We start from the raw sequence: 13,089 nt of genomic DNA, 5'->3' as shown, positions 1-13,089 counted from the left end.
GCCGCTAGGCCCACTTGGCCTGGAGGAGGTTGACGCCGGGATAGGGCTGGGCCCTGATGCCGCTGAGCCGCTTCGGGTCCCAGGCCGTCATCAGCTCGTTGTGGACCACCGGGTAGAGCACGGCCTGTTCGGCGACGACGTCGATGTAGTCCTGGACCATCGTCTTCTTCCTGGCCGGGTCGGGTTCCCGGGTGGCCCGGTCCATGTCCCTGAACAGCTGCCGGGCCACCGGGTCGGAGGCCCACCGGGTGTACTGCATCCAGAGGTTCCGCGGGCCGTAGTTGTAATGCATGATCAGGTCGGCGTCGAGGCCGAACTGGTTGGGGTTCGAGGCGGCGGCGACGACCTGGTAGTCCTGCTTCTGGTCCATCTTCGTGAAGACGGCCGTGGTCTCCTGCGGGGACAGGGTGGTGCGCACCCCGATCGCGTCCCAGGAGGACTTGATGGTGGGCAGGCAGTCGACGATCCAGCTGACGTTCACCGCCAGGATGTCGATGCTCAGGTCCTTGACCCCGGCCTCCTTCAGCAGCGCCTTCGCCCGGTCCGGGTCGTGGTCGTAGACGGTCTTCGCCCGGCGGTAGGAGGGGTTGTTCTCGTCGAGGAAGGAACTGGACGGCCTGCCGTGGCCCTTGAGGGCGACCTCAACCATCTTCTCGGTGTCGATGGCGTAGTGCAGGGCCTGGCGCACGCGCACGTCGTCGAAGGGCTTGTGCCGCGTGTTGAACATCAGGAACAGGTTGTTCATCCCGGCCCCGCCGGCCACCGTGAGTCCGCCGGCCTCCAGCCGGCCGATGTTGGCGTACGGGATGTTGTCCGCGATCTGCGCGCCCGCGCTCGACCCGGAGATCTTCGCGACGCGGGGTGCGGCGTCCACGATCGTCAGCCAGTTCATCCTCCGGAAGGCGGGCCTGCGCGGGCCGTTGTAGGCGTCGAAGGCCTCGAAGGTCGTGTTCGACTTGGGGTGGTGCGCGGTCTGCCGGTACGGGCCCGAGCCGATCGCCTTGCCCCTGATGGCGTCGTCCCAGCCGCCGGGCCGCCCGAACACGTGCCTCGGCATGACCTTGGCGAGCGTCAGCCGCGAAAGCCCGTCCGGGAAGGGGAACTTGAGCACCAGCTCCACCCGCCGCGGGTCGATCTTGCGGACCTCCTTCAGCCAGCTCGCGAAGAAGCCCTTGGCGAGGGTCTGGGTGTCCGGGTCGAGGATCCGGTCGAAGACGAACACCACGTCGTCGGCGGTCACCGGCTCGCCGTCGTGGAACGTGGCGCCCTCCCGCAGGGTGAACGTCCAAGACGTGCCGTCCGGGTCCTTCGGCACCTCGGTCGCCAGGGCCGCGTACGGCTGCCGGGAGATCGGGTCCGTGTCCAGCAGACCCTCGTAGATGTGGTGGTTGGCGGCCATGCAGAACGCGGACGCCGTCTGGGTGGGGTCCCAGCTGCCGTCGTTGCCGTAGCCGATCACCGCCGTCAGCGTCCGGTCCGGACCGCTGCCGCCGTCGCCGGTGTCGTTCGTGGACTCGGGCCCGGACGAACAGGCCGACAGCGACGCGGAGACGGCGGCGGCCGCGCCCAGCGCGCCGGTGTGCTTCAGGAACGACCGGCGGCGCAGCGCCGGCACGTCAGGGGTCACGTCGCGCACGGGTCCTCCAGCGAGAGGTCTGGGGGGACGGGGCCGGATGCGGAGATACGACGTCCTACGTCCTGCGGTCAGCGCGACCATAGGAGGGGCCGTGGGGCCGGTCAAGGGATCGCACACGAATGGCCCATCCGCCAGAGGTCGCACCAATGGCGCTGTGCGGCAGCCGAAGTTGACGCCCTGCCGGGCGGCCTTGGCATCGGGTACCGCCGGAGGTGGGACGTGGGACGTCCGGGGCGCGTACGATGCGGCGCATGTCCGAGGAGCCCAGGACCAGCCGGATACAGCGCCAGGTCGTGCAGCTCATCCTCGACCGCAGACTCACCGCCGGCGCGCCGCTGCCCACCGAGGCCGCGCTGACGCAGGCCCTCGGCGTCAGCCGCAACTCCGTCCGCGAGGCGCTCAAAGCCCTCCAGGCCCTCGACATCGTGGAGATCAGGCACGGCTACGGCACCTATGTCGGCCGGGCCTCCCTCGCCCCCCTCGTCGACGGCCTCACCTTCCGCACCCTGGCCCGCCACGAGGACGACCCCGGCGCCCTCGCCGAGATCCTCCAGGTCCGCGAGGTACTGGAGGTGGGCCTGATCCGCCGGGTGGCCACGACGGTCACGGAGGCGGAACTGGACCGGCTGGAGGAGGTGGTGACCCGGATGGAGGCCGCCGCCGGAACGGGCACCGCCGAGGGCGCCGGCGGTGCGGACCGTTCCTTGCCCGATCTCGACCGCGAGTTCCACGAGGTGCTCTACGCCTCGCTCGGCAACGACCTCGTCCCGCAACTCCTCGCCGCCTTCTGGACGGTCTTCCGGCGGGTCCTGGGCGCCCGCGGCCGGTCCCACGACCCCTCGCCCGGGATCACCGCACGCCGCCACCGCGACATCGTCACCGCGCTGCGCGCCCGGGACGCGGAGGGCGCGCAGCGGGCCATGGCCGTGCACTTCCGGGGCATCGAGGCGCGGGTGGCCCGGGAGCCGCGGGGCGTGGGCTGAATCCGCCGCCCGCGCGGCGCGGCGCGGGGGATGATGGCGGACGTGAGCGACCTGTGGAGCGAGCACGACAACGGCGTCCTGCACCTGCCCTCCGGCCGGTCGGTGCGCGGCCGGGGCCTGCGCCACCCCCTGGACCCCACCGCGCCCCTGCCCTCCTACGGCGTCTACCTGCTGGGCCGCCGGCCGCCCGGGGCGCCCTGGGAGGCGGACTGGATCCGCTGGCCCGACTTCCGGCTCCCGGCCGACCCGGAGGCCGCCCGCGCGGTCCTGGCCCGGGCGTGGGAGCGGGCCGCCGGGGAACGGGTGGAGATCGCCTGCGGGGGCGGACGGGGCCGGACGGGCACGGCCCTGGCCTGCCTCGCGGTCCTGGACGGCGTACCCGCGGCACAGGCCGTGGCGTACGTCCGCCGGCACTACGACCGGCGGGCGGTGGAAACGCCCTGGCAGCGGCGGTACGTACGCCGGTTCGGCCGGGGGTGAGCCCCTCCTCCGGCCCGGCGGATCGTCCCCCGGACGCGCCTGCTTGGACCGACGGCCGGGAGCCGGACCCGTTCGCCCGGCTCGGCGGCCCCGCACCGCCCCGGCGAGCCCGCCACGGGCCGGCACCGGGAGCCGGAGCAGGCGTTCCACGCGACGGCCCGCCGCACCGGGCGGCGGGCCACCGCGGACGTCACGCGCAGTACAGGTCGGATCCGGGCCGCTCGCCGGTGGCGAGGAAGCGGGAGACGGTCCGGTCGCCGCAGGCGTTGCCGTTGGCGAGGTAGGCGTCGTGGCCCGTGGAGTTCACGGTGACCATGACGGCCCGGTCGCCGAGCGCCTGACGGAGCCTCAGGGCGCCGCTCAGCGGGGTGGCGACATCCCGCTCGTTCTGCACGAGCAGCACGTTGGACGGCCCGCGCCCGGTGATCCGCACGGCCGGTTCCCCCGGCTCGTACGGCAGGGCGGCGCACGCCATCGGCCCGCGCGGCATGCCCGCCGTGAGCGGGAACTTCACCCGGCTGACGTCGACGTCCCGCTGGTAGGCGGCGGCCGAGTCCGGCCAGTCGACGTCGTTGCAGATGGTGCCGACACCGACCGCGGCGACGTTCTGCAGGACCGACTCGGGCGGGGACTCGGGCACGGGCGGCACGCTGCCCTTGCGGGCGGCCAGGATCGTCCGGGCCAGCACCGGATAGTCGTCGGGGTCGTAGAGGCTGGTCAGCATGGTCTGGCGGAGCACGGTGCCGTCCAGCCGCTCCGGATCGGCACCGGGCCAGGGGAGGGGGTCACGGTCCAGCCGCGCGGCGAGACGCAGGAAGCCGGAGCGCACCTCGGCGGCGGTGGAGGCCAGCCGGTGCGGGTTCCCCGGCCGCGACGCCCACGCGGCGAACTCGGGGAAGTTGTCCTCCACGCCCCGCTCGAAGGCGGCGAGCCAGCCGCGGGTCACCCGGGTGGGGTCGGGGTCGTTGTTGCTGTCCAGCACGATGCGGTCGGTGCGGTGCGGGAACAGCTGGCTGTAGACGGCGCCGACGTACGTGCCGTACGAGACGCCCCACGCGGAGATCTTCGCCTCCCCGAGCGCGGCCCGGACGCGGTCGAGGTCGCGGGCCTCGTTGGCGGTGCTGATGTGCCGGATCAGCTCACCGCCGTTGCGGCCGCAGGCCTCGGCCATGCGCCGGGCGGTGGCCATGTTCCCCTCGACGGAACCGTCCGGGGCGGGCCAGGGCAGGAGCTTGGTCCGGCTGAGGTCGGCGGGGTCGAGCTTGCAGTCGACGGCGGTGGAGGGCGCCATGCCGCGCGGCGCGAAACCGATGAGGTCGTAGGCGTCACGCACCCGCTGCGGCAGCTTCTGCCCCTTGCCGGAGGGGTCGGAGAGACTCTCCCCGCCCGGGCCGCCGGGGATGAGTAACAGCGCGCCCCGGCGGGCGGAGGGCTTCTCGCTCGGAATGCGGGAGACGGCGATCTCGATGGTCCGCCCGTCCGGGTCGGAGTAGTCCATCGGCACCTCGACGGTGGCGCACTGCTGTCTGGGGTCGAGGCCGTCGCCCCGGCAGTCGGACCAGGTGAGCGGCTCGGCGGTGCCGGCGGTGCCGGCGGTGCCGGCGGACGCGGTCAGCGGGACGGCGAGGGAGAGCAGGACCGCGCAGGCCGCGGCGAGTGAGGCGTGACGGGTGATTCTCTTCTTGTCCATGGGCCGATCCTGACGCGTCCCCGCCCCACCCCACATCCGGCCAACTCCCGGATCGCGCAGGGGGTTTACCCCCTAGGACCATTCCAGGACGGTCCCGCACCCCCGTCCGGTCTCACGCGTCCGAATTCGTCTCCACGATTCGATCACGCCCGAACCTCGCTGCGTCGCCCCGCAGTTGTACGGCACAGACCCTTCCCGAGTGTAGACGCGGAGAGTCACCAAAAAAACGCGAAGAGTGAAACTCCGAAAGGAAGGGGAGCACGGTGGAGGCACGACACTCGGCGCTCTGCGCCGAAGAAGCGGAGGACGCGGTGAAAGAATTGCGGGCAGAACTCGTCAGGACCGGAATGATCCCGCCGTCACCGGGAGTCGACCCGGTGTGTTTCGCGCGGAAAGCTCCTTTCCCGCTCACAGAACCGGTCCGGCTTCGCGTCCCGACCGCCCGCCGGACCGCGGCGGTGGTGCGATGAAGCCCCCCGTCGGCGCCTATGTCGTGGACACCCGCAGCGGACGCATCGGCATCGTCATGGGGCATGAGGGGCCCTACGTGCAGTTGCGGCCGTACGGGGGCGGGAAGGAGTGGGACGCCGACCCCGGCGCCGTCCGGCACGCCACCCCGGCCGAGCGGCTGCGTGCGGCGACCGCCTACGCCAACGCCCGCAGCAGGGGCGAGGTCCCTTGACGCGCTGACCCTGCGAGAATGGCGCCATGAGTCTGTTCCGCGACGACGGCATCGTGCTGCGCACCCAGAAGCTGGGTGAGGCGGACCGGATCATCACGCTGCTCACGCGCGGTCACGGCCGGGTACGCGCGGTGGCCCGGGGCGTGCGCCGGACGAAGTCGAAGTTCGGCGCGCGCCTCGAACCCTTCTCCCACGTCGACGTGCAGTTCTTCTCCAAGGGCAGCGAACTGGTCGGACGCGGGCTGCCGCTGTGCACCCAGAGCGAGACCATCGCGCCCTACGGCGGCGGGATCGTCACCGACTACGCCCGGTACACCGCCGGCACCGCCATGCTGGAGACCGCCGAGCGGTTCACCGACCACGAGGGCGAGCCGGCCGTACAGCAGTACCTGCTGCTCGTCGGCGCCCTGCGCACCCTCGCCCGGGGCGAGCACGCACCGCACCTCGTGCTCGACGCGTTCCTGCTCCGCTCCCTCGCCGTCAACGGCTACGCCCCGACCTTCAGCGACTGCGCGAAATGCGGGATGCCCGGCCCCAACCGGTTCTTCTCGGTCGCCTCGGGCGGCTCCGTCTGCGTGGACTGCCGCGTGCCCGGCAGCGTCGTACCCTCGCCCCAGGCCCTGGAACTCCTCGGCGCGCTGCTTACGGGAGACTGGGAGACCGCCGACGCGTGCGAGGCGCGCTACGTCCGGGAGGGCAGCGGACTGGTGTCCGCCTACCTGCACTGGCACATGGAGCGCGGCCTGCGCTCGCTGCGCTACGTCGAGAAGTAACCGAAGCAAGCACGAGGAGACGAGACACACATGGCCGTACGCGGGATCCTGGGGCGTCAGCGCCGGGAGTACAGGACGCCGGAGCCGCACCCGTCCGGCGCGCGGCCGCCGAAGCTCCCCGGGGAGCTCGTACCGAAGCATGTGGCGATCGTCATGGACGGCAACGGCCGCTGGGCCAAGGACCGCGGCCTGCCCCGCACCGAGGGGCACAAGGTCGGTGCCGAGCGCGTGCTGGACGTGCTGCAGGGCGCCATCGAGATGGGCGTGGGCGCCATCTCCCTGTACGCCTTCTCCACCGAGAACTGGAAGCGCTCGCCCGACGAGGTGCGCTTCCTGATGAACTTCAACCGGGACTTCATCCGCAAGACCCGCGACCAGCTCGACGAACTGGGCGTGCGCGTGCGCTGGGTCGGGCGGATGCCGAAGCTGTGGCGGTCCGTCGCCAGGGAACTCCAGATCGCGCAGGAGCAGACCAAAGACAACGACCGGCTGACCCTGTACTTCTGCATGAACTACGGGGGGCGGGCCGAGATCGCCGACGCGGCGAAGGCGCTCGCGGAGGACGTGCGCAGCGGCAGGCTCGACCCGTCCAAGGTCAACGAGAAGACCTTCGCCAAGTACCTGTACTACCCGGACATGCCGGAGGTGGACCTGTTCCTGCGTCCGAGCGGCGAGCAGCGCACCTCCAACTACCTGATCTGGCAGAGCGCCTACGCCGAGATGGTCTTCCAGGACGTGCTGTGGCCGGACTTCGACCGGCGTGACCTGTGGCGGGCGTGCCTGGAGTTCGCCTCCCGGGACCGGCGCTTCGGCGGGGCCATCCCGAACGAGGAACTGCTGGCCATGGAGGGCGGCCAGCCGTAGGGGTCCCGCCCGGCCGGTGCCCCTTCCCGGTGGCAGCCGGGCCGGCTGGACTTCACCGGCGGCTGCCGCGGCGACCTGCTGGGCCGGCGCCCCGTGCTGCCGGCCGGGACCGGGCTGTTCGCCGCCGCCTCCGTCGGCAGCGCGGCGGCACGTCACGCAGGCGGCCGCCGACGCCGTCAGGAGCATGCCGTCATCGCGCTCGTCACCCTGGCGACGGGGGTGCGGACCTCCACCGACATCGGGCGGCGGGCGGGCCCTGCTCGTCGTCGCCGCGGTGCCGCGGCTCGCGGCGTCACATCGGCGTTGCCGGCGCGGGCAGAACCAGCCGGGATCTTAGGGACTTCGGGCTGCCCGCCTCACCGCAGCGGTGCTGCCGGCACGGCGGTCGCGCCGGCGCCGCCCGCGCGGACGAACCGGCCGGACGGCGGCTGCCGACGCGTCCGGCCGGCTACTTCGCGGCCGCCGCGCACTCCGCGCACGTGCCGAAGATCTCCACCGTGTGGGCCACGTTCACGAAGCCGTGCTCGGCGGCGATGGCCTCCGCCCACTTCTCCACGGCCGGGCCCTCCACCTCGACGGCCTTGCCGCAGCCACGGCACACGAGGTGGTGGTGATGGTCGTCGGTGGAGCAACGGCGGTAGACGGACTCGCCGTCGGCGGTGCGCAGGACGTCGACCTCACCGGCGTCGGCGAGGGACTGCAGGGTGCGGTAGACCGTGGTGAGCCCGACCGAGTCGCCCTTGTGCTTGAGCATGTCGTGCAGTTCCTGCGCGCTGCGGAACTCGTCGACCTCCTGCAGGGCCGCCGCCACAGCGGCCCGCTGCTTGGTGGCGCGGCCCTTCACGGACGGTCCAGCGGTCGTCACCGTTGCCTCCTCACGTCTGCCTTGCCCGGGCCATTGTGCCAGCCCGGTGCGGGGGCGGTCAGACGCCGACCCCGTCGGCCGACTTCCGGCTGCCCGGGATCGCGCACTCGGCGGGGTCGCCCGCGGTGTCCGCGGCGGCCCGGGCCCGGGCGCGGCGGCGGGCCAGCGGGGCGGCGAGGGCCGTCAGCACGATGAACGCGCCGATGGTCAGCAGCACGATCGTCGCGCCGGGCGGCACGTCCTGGTAGTACGAGGTGACCGTGCCGCCGATCGTCACACTCACCCCGATGGCGACGGCGACGGCGAAGGTCGCGGCGAAGCTGCGGGTGATCTGCTGGGCGGCCGCGACGGGCACCACCATCAGCGCGCTCACCAGGAGCAGCCCGACCACGCGCATCGCCACGGTCACGGTGACGGCCGCGGTGATCGCCGTCAGCAGGTTCAGAACACGCACCGGCAGGCCCGTCACCCGGGCGAACTCCTCGTCCTGGCTCACCGCGAACAACTGGCGGCGCAGGCCCAGGGTGACCAGCACGACGAAGGCGGCCAGGACGCAGATGGCCGTGACGTCCGACTCGGACACCGTCGACAGCGAGCCGAACAGGTACGAGGTGAGGTTGGCGTTGGAACCCGTCGGCGCGAGGTTGATGAACATCACACCGCCCGCCATGCCCCCGTAGAAGAGCATCGCGAGGGCGATGTCGCCGCGGGTCTTGCCGTACCAGCGGATCAGCTCCATGAGGACCGCGCCGAGGACGGAGACCAGGGTCGCCATCCACACCGGGGACCAGGACAGCAGGAAGCCCAGGCCGACGCCGGTCATGGCCACGTGACCGATGCCGTCGCCCATCAGGGCCTGGCGGCGCTGCACGAGGTAGATGCCGACGGCCGGGGCGGTGATGCCGACCAGGACGGCGGCGAGCAGGGCCCGCTGCATGAAGGCGTAGTCGAGGAAGTCCATCAGCTCAGCAGTCCCGTGCGGATCGGTTCGGCGCCCGCCGGTGCGTGCGGGTGTACGTGGTCGTGGCCGGGCAGGGCGTGCTGCCCGACGGCCTTCGGCGGCGGGCCGTCGTGGACGACGCAGCCGTCCCGCAGGACGACCGCCCGGTCGATGAGGGGCTCCAGGGGGCCCAGCTCGTGCAGCACGAGCAGGACCGTCGCGCCCTGGGAGACCTGCTCGGTGAGCGTGTGCGCGAGGACCTCCTGGCTGGCCAGGTCGACGCCCGCCATCGGCTCGTCCATGATCAGCAGTTCGGGCTCGGAGGCGAGGGCGCGGGCGATCAGGACGCGCTGGTGCTGCCCGCCGGAGAGGGCGTCGACCGGGTCCTTGGCCCGGTCGGCCATGCCGACGAGCTCCAGGGCGCGCCGCACGGCCGCGTGGTCGGCCTTGCGCAGCACGCCGAAGCGGGTCCGGGACAGGCGGCCGGAGGAGACCACCTCGGTCACCGTGGCGGGCACGCCGGACGCGGCCGTGGTGCGCTGCGGGACGTAGCCCACGCGGTGCCAGTCGCGGAACCGCCTGCGGTCCGTGCCGAACAGCCGGATCTCGCCGGCGGCGGTCTGCACCTGGCCGATGACGCTGCGCACGGCCGTCGACTTGCCCGAGCCGTTCGCGCCGAGCAGCGCGACGACCTCACCGTGGCGCACGGTGAGGTCGATGCCGCGCAGCACGGGGCGCGAGCCCAGGTCCGCGCGGACGCCGCGCAGGGATACGACGGGCTCGGTCATGCCGTCCTCCGATGGGTCGATCACTTGGCTCCCAGGGCCTTCTGCAGGGCCTTGAGGTTGGCTTCCATGACCTGGAAGTAGTCGTCGCCGCGGGACTTGTCGGTGATGCCCTCCAGCGGATCGAGGACGTCCGTCTTCAGGTTCGCGTCGCGGGCGAGGGTCTTCGCGGTCTTGTCGGAGACCAGTGTCTCGTAGAAGACGGTGGTGACGCCGTCGGCCTTGGCCTCCTCCTGCAGCTCCCTGACCCGGGCGCCGCTGGGCTCGCTCTCGGGGTCGAGGCCGGAGATGGCCTCCTGGGTGAGGCCGTAGCGCTCGGCGAGGTAGCCGAAGGCGGCGTGGTTGGTGAAGAAGACCTTGGTCTTGGTGTCCTTCAGGCCGTTCTCGAACGTGCCGTTCAGGCCGTTCAGCTTCTCGACCAGGGCCGCGGTGTTCTTCTTGTAGTCGGCCGCGTGGTCCGGGTCGGCCTTCTCGAAGGCCTTGCCGACGCCCTCGGCGACCTCGGCGTACTTCACCGGGTCCAGCCAGACGTGCGGGTCGCGGGCGTGCTCCTCCTCCTCGGCGTGGCCTTCCTCCTCGGCGTGGCCCTCCTCACCCTCGTGGCTGTGGCCGCCGGTGCCGTGGTCCTCGAGCGTGGTGAGCGCGGCCGCGTCGATCTTCGTCTTGATGCCGGTCTGGGCGACCGCCTCGTCGACGGCGGGCTGCAGGCCCTTGAGGAAGAGGGCCGCGTCGGCCTCCTCCAGCTGCGCCCGCTGCTTGGTGCTGATCTCCAGGTCGTGCGGTTCCTGGCCGGGTTCGGTCAGGCTGGAGACGTTCACGTGGTCGCCGCCGATCTGCTCGGCGAGGAACGCCATCGGGTAGAAGGAGGCGACGACGTCGAACTTGTCCGTGTCGCCCGTCGCCGCGCTGTCGCTGGAGCAGGCGGTCAGGGCGCCCAGGCCGAGAGCGGAGGCGAGGGCGGCGGGTATGAGGCGTCGTCGTACGTTCATGACACTCATTTTCAACAAATATGGAAACCGTTGTCAACAAACGCCCTGACCGGGACCTTGAGGGCGCCGGAGGGGGAGCGATTTGATTGAGGGGGCGCCCCCGCCGGTAACCTGAAGCATTCGCTGGAAGCAACTCGCTTCGCCCGCCCGTCTCCCGACCACCACCCCTCGTCGAGGCGCTTCCGCGCCGCAGTCAGTATTCGTCGTCGTAATGAAGAGAGCACCGTGGCCGCCGACAAGATCGACACCATCGTCAGCCTGAGCAAGCGCCGTGGCTTCGTATTCCCCTGTAGTGAGATCTACGGCGGTCAGCGCGCCGCTTGGGACTACGGCCCGCTCGGTGTCGAGCTCAAGGAGAACCTCAAGCGCCAGTGGTGGCGCTACATGGTGACGTCGCGCGAGGACGTCGTCGGTATCGACTCGTCCGTGATCCTGGCCCCCGAGGTCTGGGTCGCCTCCGGCCACGTCGCCACCTTCACGGACCCGCTGACCGAGTGCACCTCCTGCCACAAGCGGTTCCGCGCGGACCACCTGGAGGAGGCCTACGAGGCCAAGCACAACCGCCTGCCGGAGAACGGCCTGGCCGACGTCAACTGCCCCAACTGCGGCAACAAGGGCCAGTTCACCGAGCCCAAGCAGTTCTCGGGCCTGCTGTCCACCCACCTCGGCCCCACGCAGGACTCCGGCTCCGTCGCCTACCTGCGCCCCGAGACCGCGCAGGGCATCTTCACCAACTTCTCGCAGGTGCAGACCACCTCGCGCCGCAAGCCGCCGTTCGGCATCGCCCAGATGGGCAAGTCCTTCCGCAACGAGATCACGCCCGGCAACTTCATCTTCCGCACCCGCGAGTTCGAGCAGATGGAGATGGAGTTCTTCGTCAAGCCGGGCGAGGACGAGAAGTGGCAGGAGTACTGGATGGAGCAGCGCTGGAACTGGTACACCGGCCTGGGCCTGCGCGAGGAGAACATGCGGTGGTACGAGCACCCGAAGGAGAAGCTCTCCCACTACTCCAAGCGCACCGCCGACATCGAGTACCGCTTCCAGTTCGGCGGCAGCGAGTGGGGTGAGCTGGAGGGCGTGGCCAACCGCACCGACTACGACCTCGGCGCCCACGCCAAGGCCTCCGGCCAGGACCTCACCTACTTCGACCAGGAGGCCGGCGAGCGCTGGACCCCCTACGTCATCGAGCCCGCGGCCGGTGTCGGCCGCGCGATGCTGGCGTTCCTGCTGGACGCCTACGTCGAGGACGAGGCGCCCAACGCCAAGGGCAAGATGGAGAAGCGCACGGTGCTGCGCCTCGACCACCGCCTCGCCCCGGTGAAGGTCGCCGTGCTGCCGCTGTCCCGCAACCCGGAGCTGTCCCCGAAGGCCAAGGGCCTCGCCCAGGCGCTGCGCCAGCACTGGAACATCGAGTTCGACGACGCCGGCGCCATCGGCCGCCGCTACCGCCGCCAGGACGAGATCGGCACGCCGTTCTGCGTGACCGTCGACTTCGACACGCTCGAGGACAACGCGGTCACCGTCCGCGAGCGTGACTCGATGAAGCAGGAGCGCGTCTCCCTCGACCAGATCGAGGGCTACCTGGCGGCCCGCCTGGTCGGCTGCTGACCGCTTTCTTCGCCCACGACGGTGCCGGGTCCCTCCCAGGGGGCCCGGCACCGTCGCGTTGTGGCGAGTGGTCCCCCAACGGCGGTTGCGAATGGTCCTGTTGCCGCCGGGCCGGTGACGCGAGGGTGGGGGCCATGAGCATCGCCTTCCTGCTGACCACCCTGATCGTCGTCGCCACGCCGGGCACCGGCGTCGTCCACACCCTCGCCGCCGCGCTCTCCCGGGGCCGCCGCGCCGGTGTCGTCGCGGCCGTCGGCTGCACCCTCGGGATCGTGCCGCATCTGCTGGCCACGGTCAGCGGCGTGGCCGCCCTGCTGCACGCCAGCGCGACCGCCTTCCAGGTGCTGAAGTACGCCGGCGTCGCGTACCTGCTCCACATGGCCTGGGCCACCCTGCGCGACAAGGACGCCCTCGTGGCCGGGGAGGGGGAGACCGCGCCGGTCTCCGCGCGGCAGGTGATCGTGCGGGGCGTGCTGATCAACATCCTCAACCCGAAGCTGACGATCTTCTTCTTCGCGTTCCTGCCGCAGTTCGTGAGCCCGGCCGAGCCGCACGCGGTGGTGCGGATGGCCGCGCTCGGCGGGGTGTTCATGGTGGCCACCTTCCTGGTGTTCGCCGCGTACGGGCTGCTGGCCGCGTCGGTGCGCGGCCAGGTGCTGGGCCGGCCGCGGGTGATGGCGTGGCTGCGCCGGGGATTCGCCGGGTCGTTCGTGGCGCTGGGCGCGAAGCTGGCGGTCACGGCCCGGTGAGCCATGCCAGGCGGCTGACAAATATTGAATGACAGATATTGAAAT

General features: G+C 71.6%; 13 protein-coding genes. 7 read left to right on the top strand and 6 right to left on the bottom strand.

The genetic code is table 11. From position 1 onward, the window contains the following. Nucleotides 1-4 precede the first annotated feature (4 nt). Entirely contained in the window at nucleotides 5-1,636 is a 1,632-nt protein-coding gene (locus tag ABTZ58_RS11015; protein WP_351353494.1) for an ABC transporter substrate-binding protein, read from the bottom strand. A 242-nt stretch (nucleotides 1,637-1,878) separates the two neighbouring features. On the opposite strand from ABTZ58_RS11015, the gene ABTZ58_RS11010 reads away from it, so the two are divergent. Together ABTZ58_RS11010 and ABTZ58_RS11005 are read left to right on the top strand one after the other, a co-directional pair. Further along, the gene (locus ABTZ58_RS11010; protein ID WP_351353491.1) at nucleotides 1,879-2,619 is read left to right on the top strand and encodes a FadR/GntR family transcriptional regulator; all 741 of its coding nucleotides are present in this window, start codon (nucleotides 1,879-1,881) and stop codon (nucleotides 2,617-2,619) included. A gap of 33 nt (nucleotides 2,620-2,652) precedes the next feature. Next, nucleotides 2,653-3,099, top strand: coding sequence for a protein-tyrosine phosphatase family protein (locus ABTZ58_RS11005; RefSeq protein WP_351353678.1), 447 nt, complete (start codon nucleotides 2,653-2,655; stop codon nucleotides 3,097-3,099). 190 nt (nucleotides 3,100-3,289) lie between these two features. On the opposite strand, the gene ABTZ58_RS11000 is transcribed toward ABTZ58_RS11005, so the two are convergent. Continuing rightward, nucleotides 3,290-4,789: an alpha/beta hydrolase gene (locus tag ABTZ58_RS11000; protein WP_351353488.1), complete on the bottom strand. Its 1,500-nt coding sequence runs from the start codon at nucleotides 4,787-4,789 to the stop codon at nucleotides 3,290-3,292. Nucleotides 4,790-5,255: 466 nt separating this feature from the next. On the opposite strand from ABTZ58_RS11000, the gene ABTZ58_RS10995 reads away from it, so the two are divergent. Genes ABTZ58_RS10995 through ABTZ58_RS10985 form a run of 3 tightly spaced genes read left to right on the top strand, consistent with a single transcriptional unit; the run spans nucleotide 5,256 to nucleotide 7,108 of the window. Beyond that, on the top strand, nucleotides 5,256-5,471 hold the full coding sequence (locus tag ABTZ58_RS10995; protein ID WP_086599578.1) for a hypothetical protein: 216 nt from the start codon (nucleotides 5,256-5,258) through the stop codon (nucleotides 5,469-5,471). A 26-nt stretch (nucleotides 5,472-5,497) separates the two neighbouring features. Beyond that, nucleotides 5,498-6,244: a DNA repair protein RecO gene (gene recO / locus ABTZ58_RS10990; protein WP_351353484.1), complete on the top strand. Its 747-nt coding sequence runs from the start codon at nucleotides 5,498-5,500 to the stop codon at nucleotides 6,242-6,244. A 30-nt stretch (nucleotides 6,245-6,274) separates the two neighbouring features. After that, a complete protein-coding gene (locus tag ABTZ58_RS10985; protein WP_351353481.1) occupies nucleotides 6,275-7,108 on the top strand; it encodes an isoprenyl transferase in 834 nt (277 codons plus the stop codon). A 448-nt stretch (nucleotides 7,109-7,556) separates the two neighbouring features. Here the strand turns inward: ABTZ58_RS10985 and ABTZ58_RS10980 are convergent, their stop codons facing one another. Genes ABTZ58_RS10980 through ABTZ58_RS10965 form a run of 4 tightly spaced genes read right to left on the bottom strand, consistent with a single transcriptional unit; the run spans nucleotide 7,557 to nucleotide 10,687 of the window. After that, on the bottom strand, nucleotides 7,557-7,973 hold the full coding sequence (locus ABTZ58_RS10980) for a Fur family transcriptional regulator (protein ID WP_309096634.1): 417 nt from the start codon (nucleotides 7,971-7,973) through the stop codon (nucleotides 7,557-7,559). 58 nt (nucleotides 7,974-8,031) lie between these two features. Then, a complete protein-coding gene (locus tag ABTZ58_RS10975; RefSeq protein WP_351353478.1) occupies nucleotides 8,032-8,934 on the bottom strand; it encodes a metal ABC transporter permease in 903 nt (300 codons plus the stop codon). Next, the gene (locus tag ABTZ58_RS10970) at nucleotides 8,934-9,701 is read right to left on the bottom strand and encodes a metal ABC transporter ATP-binding protein (protein ID WP_351353476.1); all 768 of its coding nucleotides are present in this window, start codon (nucleotides 9,699-9,701) and stop codon (nucleotides 8,934-8,936) included. Before ABTZ58_RS10970 ends, ABTZ58_RS10975 begins: the two co-directional genes overlap by 1 nt. Nucleotides 9,702-9,721: 20 nt before the next feature. Then, nucleotides 9,722-10,687, bottom strand: coding sequence for a metal ABC transporter substrate-binding protein (locus ABTZ58_RS10965; protein WP_351353473.1), 966 nt, complete (start codon nucleotides 10,685-10,687; stop codon nucleotides 9,722-9,724). 225 nt (nucleotides 10,688-10,912) lie between these two features. Between ABTZ58_RS10965 and ABTZ58_RS10960 the strand changes: the two genes are divergently transcribed. Together ABTZ58_RS10960 and ABTZ58_RS10955 are read left to right on the top strand one after the other, a co-directional pair. After that, on the top strand, nucleotides 10,913-12,295 hold the full coding sequence (locus ABTZ58_RS10960) for a glycine--tRNA ligase (RefSeq protein ID WP_351353470.1): 1,383 nt from the start codon (nucleotides 10,913-10,915) through the stop codon (nucleotides 12,293-12,295). 134 nt (nucleotides 12,296-12,429) lie between these two features. After that, nucleotides 12,430-13,044 (top strand): LysE family translocator, encoded by a 615-nt coding sequence (locus tag ABTZ58_RS10955; RefSeq protein WP_351353467.1) that lies wholly within the window; start codon nucleotides 12,430-12,432, stop codon nucleotides 13,042-13,044. Nucleotides 13,045-13,089: the final 45 nt, after the last annotated feature.

Origin of the sequence: Streptomyces sp. NPDC094143 (assembly GCF_040303825.1) — a bacterium.
Lineage (GTDB): Bacteria > Actinomycetota > Actinomycetes > Streptomycetales > Streptomycetaceae > Streptomyces.
The sequence above is the reverse complement of the archived record's forward strand: the minus strand, read 5'-3'. Positions and strand labels throughout refer to the sequence as shown.